Below are 16,061 nucleotides of genomic sequence, written 5' to 3'. Positions count from 1 at the left end.
GCTTGAATGACTCTATTATATTCTACTGTCCATACGGACGTAAACGTCTCCGCTTGCTTTCTTACTCGGCAGGTACCGTAACTTCGCCGTTAACGATTTTTTGCTTGAATTCTTCCACTTTGTCCAAGATTTCTTGGCTCACGTTTGGATTCTTTTCAGGCAAGCCTACGCCGTCTTCTTTCAGCGTCAGGTTTGTTACTTGACCGCCTTTGAACGTACCGTCGATCACTTGTTGAGTTACGTTCTTAACGGCAACGTCAACGCGTTTCATCATCGAAGTCAATGTCACTTCATCGCCGAATTCGAGCGATTGGTCTTTGTCGACGCCGATAACCCACAATTTGTTAGCGCCGCCGGCTTGGTTGCGCGCAGTTGCTTCGTTAAATACGCCGTTCCCCGTTTGACCTGCAGCTGGGAAAATGATGTCGGCGCCATCGTTGAACAATTGGCTTGCCAAAGACTTACCAACGTCTGGTTTGTCATAAGCACCAGCATAGGTAACCGTAACTTTTGCGTCCGGGTTAACCGCAGCTACGCCTGCTTGAAAACCAACTTCAAAGCGTTTAATAACCGGGCTTTCCATCCCACCGATGAAGCCGATTTTATTTGTTTTTGTCGTCAGACCGGCTACCACGCCGACCAGGAATGAACCTTCATTTTCGGCAAAAGTAACGGACTCTACGTTTGGAGCGTCAACAACGTTGTCGATGATCGCCATTTTCACATTCGGATTCGCGTCAGCAACTTGTTTCGTTGCATCGCCCAAGTCGAAACCGATCGACCAAGTCAAGTCGTAACCGCCTTGCACAAATTGAGTCAGGTTAGGAACGTAGTCGGAGCTTTGGGAACTTTGCAGATATTTGTTCTGGATCCCTTGTTCCTTGTTCATGGCTACGAGTGCTTCCCATGCGGATTGGTTGAAGGATTTGTCGTTTACGCCGCCTACGTCGGTTACGAGACCGATCTTAAACTTCGATGCATCGGTAGCCGTGTTTCCGCCGTTACCCGCTTGCGTGTTGTCGGTCGTGTTGCCGGCATTTCCGGTATTGGCGTTTCCACCGTTGTTCGCTGCATTGTTGTTGCCGCATCCCGCCAAAACGAGAGTAAATGCGAGCACCATGAGTAAAGATAGCTTGAAGGCTTTGTTCATTGCGGTTAATCCCCCTTAATATTTTGTGAGCCTTGTCTAAGTTGACCACACAGACCGATTATACCTGTAAAATATGCTAAAATCCATACTTTTAATAACCTTGGGTTAAATAATTTTCGTCTTTATTTTGAATAAAACGCTTACTTTCGACAAATTTATCATTCAATGTTCGCTTCATGTAAAGTAATTCCGTAAACACTGCTATTCACGAACATTCAAGAGAGATCCCAACGAAAATATCGGCATTTTCCCAAGATCACATGGATATCCGGATATGTCGTGCGGCTTAGATATAGCATTCCTAATTTCCCACATTTCCATGCCTCATTAGCCGAACTTCTGGAAATGTCCAACAGCCCCGTTTGATTCATCCCCACGAATTTCCAGTGAAAATCGATTTTGAAAGCACCTCTGGCCGAATCCGCTGACTTCGCTTATGTATCCGGGTTACCCCGGCATCCCCAAAAAAAGCGCCGTCCCGGAATCAACCGGAAACAGCGCCTTAATCATTTGAACTTAAGCGTTGATTTTTTCTTTAGCTACGGCAGCCAAAGAATTAAAAGCATTCAGATCGTTAACCGCGAGGTCAGCCAGCATTTTGCGGTTGATGTTCACTTCAGCAAGCTTCAGACCATGCATCATTTTGCTGTAGGACAAACCGTTCATACGAGCTGCTGCATTGATCCGGACGATCCACAGTCTGCGGAAGTCGCGTTTTTTCGTGCGACGATCCCGGTATGCGTACAGCAAGGATTTCATTACTTGCTCGTTAGCAGTTTTGAAAATACGGTGTTTCGAACCAAAATAACCTTTAGCCAGCTTCAATACTTTTTTATGACGACGACGAACGACGAATCCGCCTTTAACTCTTGCCATTTAAAAAACCTCCCAAAAAGTTGTGTTAATTGTTTCTCGGTAATTACTTCAAGTTTGCCAGTTGTTGCTTCATGCGGCTCACGTCACCTGCGTAAGCAACAGGGCTGTTGGCCAAAACACGTTTTGCACGTTTCGACTTATGGGACAGCAAGTGATTGCGGTTCGCTTTGTAGCGTCTTACTTTACCGGATCCGGTAATTTTGAAGCGGCCTTTCAGGCTGCTGTGGGTTTTCATTTTAGGCATTGTACTTCCCCCTCAAAGGATTATGAACGTAAGCTTTCTCTTCCGAGTCATTCCGCAAACGAAACGATCATATATAGAAGCAAACGCTTAGTTTTTCGGTGCCAAAATCATGATCATGCTGCGCCCTTCCAGCTTCGGAAGGCGTTCAATGGTAGAGATTTCCGCGACCTCTTCTTTGACGCGGTCGAGAATCTTCTTCCCGATGTCGGCGTGGGTAATTTCCCGTCCGCGGAAGCGAACCGAGCATTTTACCTTGTCGCCTTCTTTCAAAAATTTGATCACATTGCGAAGTTTCGTCTGGTAGTCGTGTTCCTCGATGTTCGCGCGGAACCATACTTCCTTGATGTCCACAATCTTCTGATTCTTGCGAGCTTCCTTCTCTTTCTTCTGCTGCTCGTAACGGAACTTGCCATAGTCCATAATCCGGCATACCGGCGGCTTGGCAGTCGGCGCAACGTTCACCAAATCCAGATTCAGGTCGATCGCCATCTGCAGCGCTTCGCGCAACGGCGTAATCCCGATTTGTTCACCTTCGGCACCCACCAGACGGACCTCTTTCGCACGAATCTCATCATTGATCAAATGTTCCTTACTGATAATTCTCCACCTCCAAATGGTCTTAAGTAATGACTTGGACCGGTACTCACACACATAAAAAGGATGCAGGTCCTCACCCGCATCCCTCATTGATCGTCGTTAGTCTTCATGAACATTCCATTCATAAATCAACGGATCAAGACCAGCCAACACGTACGTCGGTCAGGTGAGAAGCCGGGGCCTCTGCTTGCAATCCAAAAACTTTCTTGCAACCTCAAATACTATATCATGTGCCTTGCGCCAAGTCAAGGGTACCTTTCAAATCAAAAGTTAAAAACCGGCTTTTCAGCACCGAGAAGGTTGGATGAAGCAGGGACCGAGTAGCGCAGCGTAGGTGAGCCTACGTGAGCACACGGAGGGCCCGGCTGAATTCAAGATTCGACGCCGAGCCCGCTTCGTTAGCTTATACTTCGTGATCTGCCGCCAGGGGTTTGACCTACCCTTTCAAATCAAAAGTTAAAAACCGGCTTTTCAGCACCGAGAAGGTTGGATGAAGCAGAGACCGAGTAGCGCAGCGTAGGTGAGCCTACGTGAGCACACGGAGGGCCCGGCTGAATTCAAGATTCGACGCCGAGCCCGCTTCGTTAGCTTATACTTCGTGATCAAAAGCTGGTTTTTAACTTACCTTGTTGCTTTGGACTTCTTCTAGGCGAACAACGCGCGTATGCTGCGTATGACTCCATTGCTTGTTGTTTTGCGTGAAGAACGCATAGAACGTGATCGGCCACCAGGAAATCAAGTAAATCGGGAACAGGATCAGGTAAGCATACACCTTCTTGGACTTTACCTTCTCAAGGAACATCGCCATCAGGAAAATAAAGACATTCGCGACGATCGCCACGTAGGACACCCACATCGGCAGGTAGCCGTACAGCGTATCGAAGTGCGGTCCGCGAAGCAGCGACTGGTCAACCCAGATGAATGCTGTCAGCAGGAACGTCAGCAGCACGATGTATACGTTAGCGCCGTAGAGCGCCATGTCCAGCTTCACCATGCTCCGTTCTTTAATACTCTTCCAGAGCAGCGGGAAGAAGTAACGGCGAGCAACGGTGAAGTGTCCTTGCATCCAGCGAAGGCGCTGGCGAGCCGACGCTTTAAACGTCAACGGCTTCTCGTCAAACAGCTTGGCGTCATAGTTAAATACCGGGTACACACCGCGTTCGACGCAGCGCATGGTGAACTCCAGGTCTTCGACCAGGCTGGTCGCGCCCCAGCCGATTTCCTTGAGCAACTCAGTTTCGAAGCACATCCCCGTGCCCCCGAGGAAATTTGCCATCTTCAGGTTTGTTCGGGACAGCTGCCACAGACGGTTGCAATACCAGTAGGAAATCCCGTAAGAGGCGGTAATCCATGAATCCTCCGGATTCTTCGTGTCGATGTAGCCTTGAATCACCCGGGCGCCAGAGCAAAGATCGTTATTCATTTCGCGCAAGAAATCCGGATGAGCCAGGTTGTCGGCGTCGAACATGACGACCGCGTCATATTGGCGCGGCATTTTCCACAATTGCTTCAGCATCCATTCGATGGCGTAGCCTTTCCCGCGCAAATTCGGATTGCTGCGCACGCAAGCGTTCATGCCGTGGCTCCGGACGATGCTCGCGGTATTATCGGTGCAGTTATCGCAAATGACAAACACGTCGTATAATTCTTTCGGATAGTTAAGCTGCTTCAAATTCTCCATCAACGCCCCGACTACTCTTTCCTCGTTATGCGCCGCGACCAACACGGCAAAGGATTTGCTCGGTGCGTGTTGAACTTTGTTTTTCTTCCTGTACATGCCAAATAAAGCCAAACCAAATTGATACACCCCTACCACTGCAAGCACAACCTGCAGCGAGATCAAGATGACATCTAACATGATTTCTTGCCCCCTTTTTCTCCGATGATTTGTTTTTTTTATTTACTTCGGAGTTTTTTTGTTGTTTATGACCCTTTCATTCTTCTTGCGTTTTCTCACTGATACGATTACCGGCTCTTTTTTTAAACCATTACGATTTTCCATGAGTTGACTGCTTTTGTCAAAACCACTATGACCCCGTCGTCGCTCAAATACCTCGAAGTCCGGCAATTTTGGCATACGGGACCACCGCATCCTGCTTTCAGGTACGGTTACATCTTATTTTCATCACTTTTGGCATTTTTTATTTCTATTTTCTTCTTTTTTTTAACGACCCGGCTGACGACGCATTGGCATTACATCTACATAAACGTGATAACCCAGCAAAAAGTTTACAATTCTGCACCCTTTTTTTTAAACTTATTTGCTATGATTTGAATCATTGTACAGGGGCAAGGGACGGAAAGTCAAAAAAGAGCACGGCCTGCAACCCAAAAAACGTCCTTGAAAAGGCCATGGATTAAAAATATGATAAGTCTAACTTGAAAATGCCATGCTATTTGAAACGGGCAGCCCTTGGACAGGCAGTTCTCGGGCGGTAAGAATGCGGTCAAACATCGTGCGGAGGGATTTCATGATTCGTTTATTCCATAAGCTTCAACAACTCGACCAGCAGCTCTTTGTAGGGATCAACGGCCGCTTGCATCGCAGCTTCCTGAATTTTTGGCTGTACCATTTAACCCATTTAGGTGGAGCCTGGTTTACCATTCTCTCATCCTTGTTCATTTGGTTGGCCGCTCCGCAGCCGTGGAGCCGAATCGGCTTGCAATCCTGCGTTGCGCTTGCAATTAGTCATCTTCCGGTAGCGCTGGTGAAAAAGACCTATCCGCGTCTCCGGCCCTACTTAACGCTGCCAGGCACGAACACTTTCCGAAATCCGCTGACGGACCACTCGTTTCCATCCGGTCATACAACAGCGATTTTTTCCGTCACCGTGCCGTTTATGGCGGCTGCTCCTGGACTCATATTGGTGCTTTTACCGGTGGCTCTGCTCGTCGCGGTATCGCGTATTTATTTAGGTCTGCATTATCCATCGGACACCCTGGCAGGAGCCGTGATTGGCTCCTCCGTAGCGCTCGGAACGGTTGCAATATGGGCTTAAAGGGGATATTGTAGACAGTAGGAAAACCTTGCAGGAAAAGGTGAAACCAGTGCAAAAACAGAGAGTCTTGCTTTTATCCGAGGGGTTTGGAGCCGGTCATACACAAGCGGCCTACGCGCTCTCCAGCAGTTTACGAAAGATCGCGCCAAACGTGCAGACGAAAGTCCTAGAGCTTGGCAGTTTTTTAAACCCTAGAGTGGCGCCGATCATCATTACCGCTTACAAAAAAACGGTGTCCTCGCAACCTCGGCTTATCCGTATGATGTATCGCAGTAACTATAAAAAGTCTTTGAACCGATTGACGACGCTGGCTCTTCATCGGATTTTTTATACGCGTACGATTCAAATCATCCGTCAGCTTCATCCTGACGTCATCGTCTGTACCCATCCGATTCCCAGCGCGGTCATCTCACGTCTGAAGCGGCTGGGCATGCTGGACGTCCCGCTTTGCACCGTGATTACCGATTACGATGTACACGGCGCCTGGGTCAGCCGAGAAGTGAATTGTTTCCTCGTCTCTACCGATCAAGTGCAGAGGAAATTGTTGGAGCGCGGTGTAGACAAGAACAAAATTCTAATTACCGGCATTCCGGTTCACCCCAACTTCTGGGAGCGCCACCACAAGGAGGATATCCGGCTGCAGTTCGGCTTGAAGGATATGCCTACGGTACTCGTCATGGGTGGGGGCTGGGGTTTTATGAAGGATGAGGCGGTTAATTCGCTACTCGCTTTGTACCGAGAGCAAATCCAGATCATCTTCTGTTTTGGCAGCAATGAGAAGTCGCTGGAGAAGATGAAGAAGGACCCCCGGTTCATACATCCGAATATTCACCTGCTTGGGTTCACAAAGGAAATCGACAAGCTGATGGAAGTTTCCGACTTGCTGATAACCAAACCCGGCGGCATGACCTGCTCCGAAGGGCTGGCCAAAGGCATCCCCATGTTGTTTCACAAGCCCCTTCCCGGACAGGAAGAGGAAAATTCACATTATTTTACGCAACAGGGATGGGGAACCCCTATCAATTCGTTGGACGACATTACCAATTGGGTCAAACGGTTGACCGAACAGTACGACGATGTCGTTCGCAAGCGGGAAGAGGTCTTGAATCATATTGCCCTATTCCGGCCGATGCAGAGTGCCCAAGCTATTATCGATCTTCTTGCAAATACGAATTTCATCCGAAAATAACCGGCCTGAAGGAACGGCCAGTCGCAAAAAAAGCGGAGCTAAGGATATCCATCCTGCTCCGCTTTTGTTCGCTATTCAAACATCTCCATCTTCCGCTCCTGGTACCGCCGCACTGCCGCTTCGCCGACCATGACCTCGCAGCGGTAAATCGGCATCCCTTGTCCAACGAATTTGCTCTCATACTCCGTCATGACATGGGCCTCGTTGATCCCGCCTTCATGCAAGCTGAGCGAGATGTCATTCATCTGCAGTCCCACAGCAGCGAAGGCATTCAGCGAGAATTCAAACAGCACGCGCGAATCCGTCTTGAAGTGAATTTCGCCGTTCTCATTCAGAAGCTGGCGGTACTTGTCCAGAAAACGCGGATGGGTCAGCCGCCGACGCCAATGCTTCTTCTTCGGCCAAGGATCGCTGAAATTCAAATAAATGCGTTCCACTTCCCCCGGCGCAAAAAACTCTTCGATCATCTCGATGTTGCCGAGCGCCAGACGAACGGTTTCCGGCTCCTTCGCTCCCTGCTCATCCCACTTCGCACGGACCTTCTCGCTAGCCCGTCGGATCAGCTCGTCGTACATATCCATACCGATGAAATTCACGTCCGGATATTTCACGCTCATGCCGCTGATGAACTGGCCTTTGCCCATGCCAAGCTCGATGTGGATCGGCCGACCGTTACCGAACACCTCCGCCCAACGCCCTTTATATTCCCGAGGATTCAGGACAACCAGCTCCTGCTGTTGTTCCAAATTTTCCCGTATTCCTTTTCTACCGCGTAAACGCATGTTATTCCTCCGCTTTCTTGTTATCCATTCCTTGCAATATTGTGCCGAAGATCGCCGAAAATGTAAAGCGCGCAATGAAAAAGGAACCAACCGTTCGCCGGGGAGACGAGACGAGTGATTCCTTTTTCGATATATTTTGGAATTGGGGTCCAACGAATTTGATACTTTCAAAATAACATATTCCGAAACCTGCCGCAAGGAATCAGGCAAGCACACTTCCCCTTTTTGCGCGAAATTTGATACAATGAATCCAGTGGAAGCGGCGTACGGACGCGGCTTTCGCCGTTGTATAAATATGCATAAATTATTTTGTGACAAAATGAAGGAGCCGCAATGAGTACACTGATGACGGACACTCCTACTTGGTGGGGAGACAAAAGATTTCATACATGGAATACCGAGATGCGACGCGAGTTCGGGGACAAAGTATTTAAGGTCATGCTGGATGCCGGATTCACTTGTCCCAACCGGGACGGTTCGATCGCGAAAGGGGGCTGCACGTTCTGCAGCGCCCGGGGATCGGGCGACTTCGCCGGGAGCCGCAGAGACGATCTGGTCACACAATTTGCCACGATCCGCGACCGGCAGCATCAGAAATGGCCGCATGCCAAATATATCGGGTACTTCCAGGCCTATACGAATACTTATGCGCCGGTGGAGGTCCTTCGTGAATATTACGAGGCGATCCTTGAGCAACCGGGGGTCGTCGGCTTATCCATCGCCACGCGGCCGGATTGCCTGCCCGACGATGTCGTCGATTATTTGGCCGAGCTCAATGAGCGGACCTACCTTTGGGTGGAGATGGGCCTTCAAACGATCCACGAATCGACGTCTACGCTGATCAACCGGGCGCATGATACGCAGTGCTACCTCGATGCGGTGGAGAAGCTGCGCAAACGAGGCATTCGCGTCTGCACGCATATCATTTACGGACTGCCACAGGAAACGCACGAAATGATGCTTGAAACCGGCCGCGCTGTAGCGAACATGGATGTGCAGGGGATCAAGATCCATCTGCTCCATCTGATGCGCAAAACGCCGATGGTCAAGCAATATGAGGCGGGGTTGCTGCGATTTCTGGAACAGGACGAATACATCAAGCTGATCGTGGATACGCTGGAATTTCTACCGCCAGAAATGATTGTCCACCGGCTAACCGGGGATGCTCCACGCGACCTGCTGGTCGGACCGATGTGGAGCCTTAAGAAATGGGAAGTGCTGAACGCCATCGACGCCGAGCTGAAGCGCCGCGATTCCTGGCAAGGCAAGTATTGGAGAGGACGCTGATAGGCTATGGGCTTTCTCTCCGTATTAAGCTTCGCACATAAACTGGCGAGCGAACGGCTTGCGCCTGGTGACGCCGCGGTCGACGCCACGGCGGGCACGGGCGCGGACACCCTGTTCCTGGCCAAGGCCTGCGGACCGAAGGGGCGGGTATTCGCTTTCGATATCCAGCCGCAGGCGCTGGCTCTCACGCAGGCCAGGCTGGACAAGGAGCCGGCGGACTCCATCGCTGCCGTGTCCCTGCTCCAGGCCAGCCACGCGGACATGGCGGCCGTGCTGCCGTCCGACGTACACGGCCGATTGGGCGCCGTCATGTTTAACCTCGGCTATCTTCCTGCCGAGGGCGCCGATCCAGCGCTGATCACGCTGCCGGACAGCACGCTGCCGGCCCTGGAGGCCGGCCTCGCCCTGCTGCGGCCGCGCGGGATCCTGACCGCCGTTCTCTACCCCGGCCATCCCGGAGGTGACGCCGAAGCGGCGGCAGTAGAAGCATGGGCGGCGCTACTCCCTGCTTCCGCCGGGCAAGCAATTCTCTACCGTCAGCCGCAAAGGTCGGCTGCGCCGTATTTGATCGCTGTCGAGAAGAAATAACAAACCATCAATCATTGGGGGTCATCGATTTGGGGATTCGCAAAATCGAGCATATCGGAATCCGCGTTTCGGCGCTGGAGGATTCCATTGAATTTTATGAACGAATTATCGGCATGAAGCTGCTATCCACGATCGGCGAGGTGGGTGAATCGCTGCGTTTGGCCTTCCTGACCTTTCCGGGGCAGGAGTCGGTCGAAGTGGAACTCGTATATATTCGTGAAGGCGAAGATTTGCCGAATGAAGGCAAAGTCAATCACATCGCCTTTACGGCCAGCGATATTGAGGAGGAGTATGACCGTATTTCCGCTCTGGGCCTGTCGGGACTGGATCCGGACATTCGCAGTTTGCCCAACGGCTGCCGTTTCTTCTTCTTTAACGGCCCCGATGGCGAGCGGATCGAATTGTTCCAACCGGCGTTCCTAGCTTGATCTCCTCTATTAGTGCAAGTTCAAAAAGTCAGGTTTTCAGGACCGAGAAGGTTGGATGAAGCTAGGGAGTGAGTAGCGGAGCGTACGTTTTGGGTACGTGAGCAACTGAAATGTTTCCGTAGGAAACATGCATCGGAAGCATAAGCTTGGGACCGGCTGAATTCAAGATTCGATGTCGAATCCACTTCACATGCTCTGCTTCGTCATGGAAAGATGACTTAGTGAACAACCTTTATTAAAATCAAGGAAAGAAGGGCTGTGCGTGGAAGAGCATACGTTTACCTTCGACAATGACACCGGCCATCCTGTCTTCGTGTACCGCTGGAGTTCTGACGATTCCGAGGCGCCGCTGCGGGGCGTGCTGCAAATCGCTCACGGCATGGCGGAGACCGCCAAGCGCTACGAACGTCTGGCGCGGGTGCTGACCGCCCATGGCTTCATCGTGTATGCGAACGACCACCGTGGCCACGGCCGCACCGCCGGGAGTCCGGAGGAACTGGGCTGGCCGGGCAAGCAAGGTTTTACCGGCATGGCGGAGGATATCACCGGGCTCTCCGCCATCATCCGCCGGGAGCACCCGGACCTGCCTCTGTTTCTGCTCGGTCACAGCATGGGCTCCTTCTTGACTCAGAAGGTCATGTACCGAACGCCTGAGCCTTACGCCGGATTTATTCTCTCGGGGACGAACGGTCCTCGAGGCCTACTTGGCATCGGCCGTACCTTGGCCCGAGTCCAAGCCCTGCTGCAAGGCGACAGCCATCCCAGCCTGCTGATGAACGCGGTGACTTTCGGCAGCTTTAATCGGAACTTTCTTCCGGCGCGAACGCCGTTCGATTGGCTCTCCCGAGACGATGAGGAGGTCGATAAATACATAGCGGACCCGCACTGCGGCTTCTTGTGCAGTGCCGGCTTCTTTTACGGGTTCTTCGGCCTCTTGCAGGAGATCCACCGCCCGGAGAAGATGCGCTCCATCCCCAAGGAGAAGCCCATCTATATCTTCGGAGGCGATCTGGATCCGGTCGGCCGGAACGGCGACGGAATACGGCGACTGGCCGAGTTATACGACCGACTGGGTCTCAAAGAAGTCTCGGTCAAGCTATATCCCGGCGGTCGTCACGAAATGCTGAATGAAGTCAACCGCGACGAAGTGATGTCGGATGTGCTGGGTTGGCTGGAGAGCCACATGCCGCTGGCGGCATCCCCCGCAAAATAAACTATAAAGCGAGCATGCAAACCGGAGCCTCCCTTACGGAGAGGATACCGACAGCAAGCTCGCTTTTTGATTCTACATTATACCATTACGCGTTTTAATTGCACCACATAACGCGAGCGAACTACGACATAATACAGTAGCTGCGCCGCCAGGAAAGCACCGGTGGCCGTCAGTACCGGAACCGTGACATCCCCTAGCAGGAATCTAGCCCCTAACAAAGAGAGGACAACCATCGTCTGAATCCCTGAGATGACCACCGGGATGAAGAAGAGCAAGGCGATTTGCAGGCTGGAGGAATAACGCATTTCACGGTCTCCCAGCCCGATCTTCGACAACGAATGGTACATCCGCCGGTCCTGGTTCAATTCGCTGTACAGCTTGAAATACAGGAAGCTGGCAGAGGACACTGAGAAAATGGCGGCGATGAAAATCCCAACAAAGCTCAGCATCGAGAGCTGTTCTCGAGTTTCCGCGTAGGATCGGCCACGCGAGCTCATATAATTATCGGTCACCTTGTTTTCAAGGCGATTCATCATCCCATGAAACAGCCTCTTCCCGATGACGATCTCCGGATCTTGGAGACGAGGCGCCCCTTTGTGCTGCCAACTTGGAACGTAAATCTCGATATCACGGTACAGACGATTCTGATTTTCTTCCGTTAAGCCGTTCTTGAGTTCCGTAAAATCAGCGTCGGACAACACGACAACCGAGGTGTAGCTATTGGAGCCGATTAACGGAACCTCATTGGGCAACAGCTCGAGCTCCATGGGCTCCTCCAAAATCGAAAGAGTTAACGGGATAGTTTTCCCCTTCAGCATACGCTCTGCGGCGGATCCTTCCATGGCATGCGCGACGGATTGCCCTTTGCCGATCTCGGGCAACATCTCCTTGCCTAACAACGCTGCGGCTTTGTTATATTCCGAACGCGAATAAACTTTCACATAGGATTCCATTGTACCGAGGTAACCCGAGAACGATTCCTGCTCGATGGTTTCATAACGAATCCCTTGTTCAGACAGCTGTTGATCGATCCAGGCCACATCCGCTTCCACGAATTCTTCTTCATAGATGCCGTACGAGAAGGCAAATGGATCCCCCTCGTATATCCGTTCATTTTGGGCCTGGGCTGCCAGTATGACGCCAACGCTCATGCACGCCAGCGAGATGGCGACGGTAACCATAAACAACATCCGCGCATTATCTTTGATTTTATAGGCCATTTCGGACACCCAAAGCAAACGAGTTCCGCGCCACAACAGGCGGCGACTGCGTCTTAGTAGTCGAATGAGCGCCACCGTCACTTGGGTATAGAAAAAGTAGGTCCCCCAGATCCCCGTTGCAGCCGCCATCATCACTTTGGGGAAGTCCAGGCCTTCGCCGCCCTTCAGGAGCAGCACCGCGCTCGCCAGCAACGCGACGCCAAGCAGCGCCAGCACCCAGGAAACGCGCGGTTCCGTCTTCGGCTTGCTGCTTCCGCCAAGCAGTTCAATAACCTGATTTTTCCGGAAGAAAACCAGCGTAAAAACCGACAACACGGCAAACAAGACCAGAAACGCGATCGCCGTGAACCCCATCGCCTTCCAAGGCATGTAGAAGGGCAGCCGGTTCATCCCCGTCACCTTCACACTCAGCAGCAGGAATAGCTTGGAAAGCAGCAGCCCCCCGGCCAAGCCCGCAACGATGGACCCTATGCCAATGATCAGGTTTTCGAGAAACACAAGCCGGTTGATCGAGCCGGTGGTCGCCCCCAGCAGTGACAGCACACCAAACTCCTTACTGCGCGCCTTCAAGAAACTACCGATTGAAAATAACACGAACAGAATAGAAAACACGAAAATGATATATTCCGCGACTTCCATCCCGATACTCGTCATCCGTCCCATTTCGCTCTGGGCTATACCCGGGTGAAAAATGAACATCGCATAAGTAAAAAAGATCATGACCATAAAAGCGCTGCTCAGGAAATAAGCGAAGTAAGCCCGAGCATTACGTCTGACATTGTTAAACGCGAATTGAAGAAAGTTCATGCGCGTTCCCTCCCAAATACGACAGCATATCGATGATCTTTTGGAAAAAAGCCTGCCTGCTGTCGCCCCGGTGAATTTCGTTTGTCAGTCTGCCGTCCTTGATAAACACGACCCGATCGCAATAGCTCGCTGCCAGCGGATCATGGCTGACCAGCATCATCGTGGTGCCTTCGGTACGGTTCAAGGTCTCCAGCAACTCCATGACGTTGCGGGATGCATTCGAATCGAGCGAGCCCGTTGGTTCGTCAGCCAGCAGCAACGACGGCGAAGAGATCATCGCCCGTGCAATCGCGGCTCGCTGCCGCTGACCCCCGGAGATTTCGTAGGTTCGTTTGCCTAGAATGTCCGTAATCCCCAACCGATGTGCGATGGCTTGCAGCTTCTGCTCCATTTCCCGGAAAGGACGGGAATCCAGCGTTAAGGGAAGGACGATATTTTCCGCAACGGTGAGCGTATCCAGCAGATTGAAATCCTGGAACACGAACCCCAGCTCGCGTCGGCGAAAGGCGGCAAGCTCCTTCCGTTTCAAGCCATGCGGATTTTTCCCGTTGATTCGCACCTCTCCCGAGCTGGGCGAATCAATGGTCGAGACCAGATTGAGCAGCGTCGTTTTCCCGCTGCCGGAGGGTCCCATGATTCCGACGAATTCGCCTTTCTCAATCGTCAGCTCTATGTCCTGCAGCGCGCGCGTCGCAATTTTTCCCGGGTATACCTTGTTTAATCCCTGGACCTTGAGTATTTCCATTTGTGTCTAATCCCCTTTCGCGGAGCCTTCGGCAAGCTCGTCTTGCGTTGTTGCCGCGGCCCGGGTGGTTATGGTTATACTCTAACCTATCGCCGGGATGCCAGCCATCGATGGATCTTAATCCAATCTTAAATGTTTGTAAGGTTATGTTCGGGCAAAAAAAACAGCGGTTCGCTGACCTTGAAGAAACCGATCAACGTTACCCCTGTGCTCTATAACGGTCGCTGTCGCTCAAACAGCAGGCTTATAGTCGTTCCTTGTCCCGGCGTGGACGCAAGCTCTACGCGATGCCCCAGACGGCTGCACACCTCATGGACCAAATAGAGGCCCATCCCGGTCGATTCGCTGTACTGCCGCCCGCGTTGTCCCGTGTAGTAAGGTTCGAAGACGCGGCGGATATCTTCTTTCAGAATGCCGATACCGTAATCGCGAACATCGAGCACCGTCTTTTTGCCGCGAGCGTATGCGGTAAACTCTACCTTCTCCCCCACTCCGGCGGAATAATTTACCGCGTTCGTGATCAATTGGCCGAGCACAAACATCAGCCACTTCTTGTCGGTATACACCTCAAGCTCCTCAGCGATGCGAATGTCCGGGTACACTCCCTTACGGATAAACAGCTTGCGGTGGTCGGCTACGGCCTCATTCACCACATCCAAAAGCCGAACCGGTGCCACGTGAAAATCATGCTCGAATTCTTCCAGCCGAGAGGTGTACAATGCCATCTCCAGCCCTTTGCGCAATCGGTCAAGCTCCTCCTGAATGCTGTCGAGCACGGATTCCGGTAGCGTCTCTTTCTCGCGTTCATTCTCCAGCGTGAGCTGAATGACCGAGATCGGCGTCTTCATCTGGTGAACCCAACGGCCCGAAAACGCTAATTGCTGCTCGCGTTGCTTGCCGTAGCGATAGAGTTCTGACTCGTATAACCGGTACCCCGATTCGAGCAGTTCATGCAAAGCCAGAGCAAGCGGGGTATCCCCCGCCGGCTGCAGCAACTCCTCCAGTGTCTGCGGCGGCTCCATCATCCGCCGGTACACCTCCCGGTTGCTAACGTACCGGTAGATCAAGTAAAGCAGCAGCAACGTAAAGCTTAGCAGGAGGGCATAACCGGCAATTTCGGCCTGGCGGGTCCCGGCCAACCAGTATAGGAAAGGAACCAGCAGAATCTGCGGCACGAGAAACAGCAGCAGCGGGACATGCTCCTTCCAAAACAGCCTCATTCCGAAATCACCCCGGCTTCGGCATGTCCATTCGCTTGAAACAGATACCCTGCCCCGCGTACCGTCTCCACTGCTTCCTCCATGCCTAACTCCTTCAGCTTTTTGCGGATGCGGGTTACATATACGTTTAACGTGTTATCGTCGATAAAATGATGGCCCTGCCACATCAGATCCAGCAGCTTCTCGCGACTGACGACCCGGCCCGCCTTTTGCAGGAGCGCTTCCAAGAGCACCGCTTCCTTCTGCGTCAGCAGCACGTTCGTTTTTCCATTCGTCACGGTAAACCGTTCAGGGTAAAGGATCAGCCCCGCCGCACTTACGGTCCGCTCTTCCTGTTTGGCGGAATAATCGCCATAAGCCCGCCGCAAGTGGCTGCGGATCTTAGCCATGACGACCTCGTAGGAAAATGGCTTGGTGATGTAGTCGTCAGCACCGTTATCGAGCGCCATAACCTGATCCATCCCGCTGTCGCGCGCCGACAGGAACAGGATCGGGCAGGTGGACAAGCCACGGATTTGACGGCACCAGTAAAAGCCGTCGAACTTCGGCAGGTTGACGTCCAGCAGCACCATATCGGCGGCAGATTCCCGAAACTCGTCCAGCACCCGACCGAAGTCGTTCACACGCAACGCGCGGTAACCATATTTCTCGATATGCCCGGATAACATCCCGGCCATTTTGGCGTCGTCTTCGACGATCAGGATCGTAAACATCCT

The 16,061-nt window shown here is 52.1% G+C and carries 16 protein-coding genes; 6 read left to right on the top strand and 10 right to left on the bottom strand.

Going from position 1 to position 16,061, the window contains the following annotated elements:
- Nucleotides 1-61 precede the first annotated feature (61 nt).
- The 5 genes from MKZ15_RS06915 to MKZ15_RS06895 all read right to left on the bottom strand — a co-directional run bounded on the left by MKZ15_RS06915 (nucleotide 62) and on the right by MKZ15_RS06895 (nucleotide 4,725).
- Entirely contained in the window at nucleotides 62-1,150 is a 1,089-nt protein-coding gene (locus MKZ15_RS06915; protein ID WP_193415417.1) for a BMP family ABC transporter substrate-binding protein, read from the bottom strand.
- Nucleotides 1,151-1,666: 516 nt separating this feature from the next.
- Nucleotides 1,667-2,026, bottom strand: a complete 360-nt coding sequence (gene rplT / locus MKZ15_RS06910; RefSeq protein WP_193415418.1) for a 50S ribosomal protein L20 — start codon at nucleotides 2,024-2,026, stop codon at nucleotides 1,667-1,669.
- Between the two features lie 43 nt (nucleotides 2,027-2,069).
- Nucleotides 2,070-2,270, bottom strand: a complete 201-nt coding sequence (rpmI, locus tag MKZ15_RS06905) for a 50S ribosomal protein L35 (RefSeq protein WP_059046389.1) — start codon at nucleotides 2,268-2,270, stop codon at nucleotides 2,070-2,072.
- An 87-nt stretch (nucleotides 2,271-2,357) separates the two neighbouring features.
- Entirely contained in the window at nucleotides 2,358-2,852 is a 495-nt protein-coding gene (infC, locus tag MKZ15_RS06900) for a translation initiation factor IF-3 (RefSeq protein ID WP_155607533.1), read from the bottom strand.
- 631 nt (nucleotides 2,853-3,483) lie between these two features.
- Nucleotides 3,484-4,725: a glycosyltransferase family 2 protein gene (locus tag MKZ15_RS06895; RefSeq protein ID WP_155607534.1), complete on the bottom strand. Its 1,242-nt coding sequence runs from the start codon at nucleotides 4,723-4,725 to the stop codon at nucleotides 3,484-3,486.
- A gap of 613 nt (nucleotides 4,726-5,338) precedes the next feature.
- On the opposite strand from MKZ15_RS06895, the gene MKZ15_RS06890 reads away from it, so the two are divergent.
- Together MKZ15_RS06890 and MKZ15_RS06885 are read left to right on the top strand one after the other, a co-directional pair.
- A complete protein-coding gene (locus tag MKZ15_RS06890; RefSeq protein WP_155607535.1) occupies nucleotides 5,339-5,866 on the top strand; it encodes a phosphatase PAP2 family protein in 528 nt (175 codons plus the stop codon).
- 49 nt (nucleotides 5,867-5,915) lie between these two features.
- The gene (locus MKZ15_RS06885; protein ID WP_193415419.1) at nucleotides 5,916-7,055 is read left to right on the top strand and encodes a glycosyltransferase; all 1,140 of its coding nucleotides are present in this window, start codon (nucleotides 5,916-5,918) and stop codon (nucleotides 7,053-7,055) included.
- 71 nt (nucleotides 7,056-7,126) lie between these two features.
- Here MKZ15_RS06885 and trmB read toward each other — a convergent pair whose 3' ends face one another.
- The gene (trmB, locus tag MKZ15_RS06880; RefSeq protein WP_155607537.1) at nucleotides 7,127-7,837 is read right to left on the bottom strand and encodes a tRNA (guanosine(46)-N7)-methyltransferase TrmB; all 711 of its coding nucleotides are present in this window, start codon (nucleotides 7,835-7,837) and stop codon (nucleotides 7,127-7,129) included.
- Nucleotides 7,838-8,170: 333 nt separating this feature from the next.
- Here trmB and MKZ15_RS06875 point away from each other — a divergent pair, with 333 nt between their 5' ends.
- The 4 genes from MKZ15_RS06875 to MKZ15_RS06860 all read left to right on the top strand — a co-directional run bounded on the left by MKZ15_RS06875 (nucleotide 8,171) and on the right by MKZ15_RS06860 (nucleotide 11,353).
- A complete protein-coding gene (locus MKZ15_RS06875; protein ID WP_155607538.1) occupies nucleotides 8,171-9,124 on the top strand; it encodes a TIGR01212 family radical SAM protein in 954 nt (317 codons plus the stop codon).
- Between the two features lie 6 nt (nucleotides 9,125-9,130).
- The gene (locus MKZ15_RS06870; RefSeq protein ID WP_213622026.1) at nucleotides 9,131-9,712 is read left to right on the top strand and encodes a class I SAM-dependent methyltransferase; all 582 of its coding nucleotides are present in this window, start codon (nucleotides 9,131-9,133) and stop codon (nucleotides 9,710-9,712) included.
- 29 nt (nucleotides 9,713-9,741) lie between these two features.
- The gene (locus MKZ15_RS06865; RefSeq protein WP_339820878.1) at nucleotides 9,742-10,140 is read left to right on the top strand and encodes a VOC family protein; all 399 of its coding nucleotides are present in this window, start codon (nucleotides 9,742-9,744) and stop codon (nucleotides 10,138-10,140) included.
- A 262-nt stretch (nucleotides 10,141-10,402) separates the two neighbouring features.
- Nucleotides 10,403-11,353: an alpha/beta hydrolase gene (locus tag MKZ15_RS06860; RefSeq protein ID WP_213622027.1), complete on the top strand. Its 951-nt coding sequence runs from the start codon at nucleotides 10,403-10,405 to the stop codon at nucleotides 11,351-11,353.
- A 77-nt stretch (nucleotides 11,354-11,430) separates the two neighbouring features.
- On the opposite strand, the gene MKZ15_RS06855 is transcribed toward MKZ15_RS06860, so the two are convergent.
- The 4 genes from MKZ15_RS06855 to MKZ15_RS06840 all read right to left on the bottom strand — a co-directional run bounded on the left by MKZ15_RS06855 (nucleotide 11,431) and on the right by MKZ15_RS06840 (nucleotide 16,058).
- Nucleotides 11,431-13,380 carry an ABC transporter permease gene (locus MKZ15_RS06855; protein WP_339820874.1) on the bottom strand — a complete coding sequence of 650 codons (1,950 nt, stop codon included), beginning with the start codon at nucleotides 13,378-13,380 and terminating at the stop codon, nucleotides 11,431-11,433.
- On the bottom strand, nucleotides 13,355-14,125 hold the full coding sequence (locus tag MKZ15_RS06850) for an ABC transporter ATP-binding protein (RefSeq protein ID WP_155607543.1): 771 nt from the start codon (nucleotides 14,123-14,125) through the stop codon (nucleotides 13,355-13,357). The genes MKZ15_RS06855 and MKZ15_RS06850 overlap by 26 nt, the downstream gene beginning before the upstream one ends.
- A 212-nt stretch (nucleotides 14,126-14,337) precedes the next feature.
- Entirely contained in the window at nucleotides 14,338-15,345 is a 1,008-nt protein-coding gene (locus tag MKZ15_RS06845) for a sensor histidine kinase (RefSeq protein WP_339820871.1), read from the bottom strand.
- Entirely contained in the window at nucleotides 15,342-16,058 is a 717-nt protein-coding gene (locus MKZ15_RS06840) for a response regulator transcription factor (RefSeq protein ID WP_155607545.1), read from the bottom strand. Before MKZ15_RS06840 ends, MKZ15_RS06845 begins: the two co-directional genes overlap by 4 nt.
- Nucleotides 16,059-16,061: the final 3 nt, after the last annotated feature.

Origin of the sequence: Paenibacillus sp. FSL R7-0216, from assembly GCF_037969915.1 — a bacterium.
GTDB classification, from domain to species: domain Bacteria; phylum Bacillota; class Bacilli; order Paenibacillales; family Paenibacillaceae; genus Fontibacillus; species Fontibacillus rhizolycopersici.
The sequence above is the reverse complement of the archived record's forward strand: the minus strand, read 5'-3'. Positions and strand labels throughout refer to the sequence as shown.